Origin of the sequence: Enterovibrio makurazakiensis (assembly GCF_050336585.1) — a bacterium.
Lineage (GTDB): Bacteria > Pseudomonadota > Gammaproteobacteria > Enterobacterales > Vibrionaceae > Enterovibrio > Enterovibrio gelatinilyticus.
Genome location: NZ_JAKJSE010000067.1, coordinates 1 through 684 on the forward strand (window position 1 = coordinate 1; position 684 = coordinate 684).

4 tRNA genes are annotated in these 684 nt (G+C 49.4%); all 4 read right to left on the reverse strand.

Annotated features, from left to right (window positions below):
* Nucleotides 1–47: 47 nt before the first annotated feature.
* The 4 genes from L4D06_RS25460 to L4D06_RS25475 all read right to left on the reverse strand — a co-directional run bounded on the left by L4D06_RS25460 (nt 48) and on the right by L4D06_RS25475 (nt 674).
* A tRNA-Gly gene (locus L4D06_RS25460) sits at nt 48–123 on the reverse strand.
* Nucleotides 124–246: 123 nt separating this feature from the next.
* Nucleotides 247–323: transfer RNA gene (locus tag L4D06_RS25465), tRNA-Met, on the reverse strand.
* A gap of 75 nt (nt 324–398) precedes the next feature.
* Nucleotides 399–474, reverse strand: a tRNA-Gly gene (locus L4D06_RS25470).
* Between the two features lie 123 nt (nt 475–597).
* Nucleotides 598–674, reverse strand: a tRNA-Met gene (locus tag L4D06_RS25475).
* Nucleotides 675–684 lie beyond the last annotated feature (10 nt).

Genomic DNA, 684 nt, shown 5'->3' on the forward strand with positions numbered 1-684 from the left:
GGCTTGCTCTCCGTGAGAGCTTCATCTTTCATCACAAAAGAAGAATTTGGAGCGACACATCGGGTTCGAACCGATGACCTCAACCTTGGCAAGGTTGCGCTCTACCAGCTGAGCTAGTGTCGCAGTATCAACCGTTTTTCAACGTTTGATTAAATGTGGTTGCGGGAGCCGGATTTTAACGGGCAAACCCTTTGCAACGGCCTGAGGGTTATGACAAAAAATTGCTATAACCACCGAGCTTAAATTTGGTTGCGGGAGCTGGATTTGAACCAACGACCTTCGGGTTATGAGCCCGACGAGCTACCAGACTGCTCCATCCCGCGTCCGATTAACCGTTTAAAGCACGATGTARGCTTGCTCTCCGTGAGAGCTTCATCTTTCATCACAAAAGAAGAATTTGGAGCGACACATCGGGTTCGAACCGATGACCTCAACCTTGGCAAGGTTGCGCTCTACCAGCTGAGCTAGTGTCGCAGTATCAACCGTTTTTCAACGTTTGAWTAAATTTGGTTGCGGGAGCCGGATTTTAACGGGCAAACCCTTTGCAACGGCCTGAGGGTTATGACAAAAAATTGCTATAACCACCGAGCTTAAATTTGGTTGCGGGAGCTGGATTTGAACCAACGACCTTCGGGTTATGAGCCCGACGAGCTACCAGACTGCTCCATCCCGCGTCCGATTAAC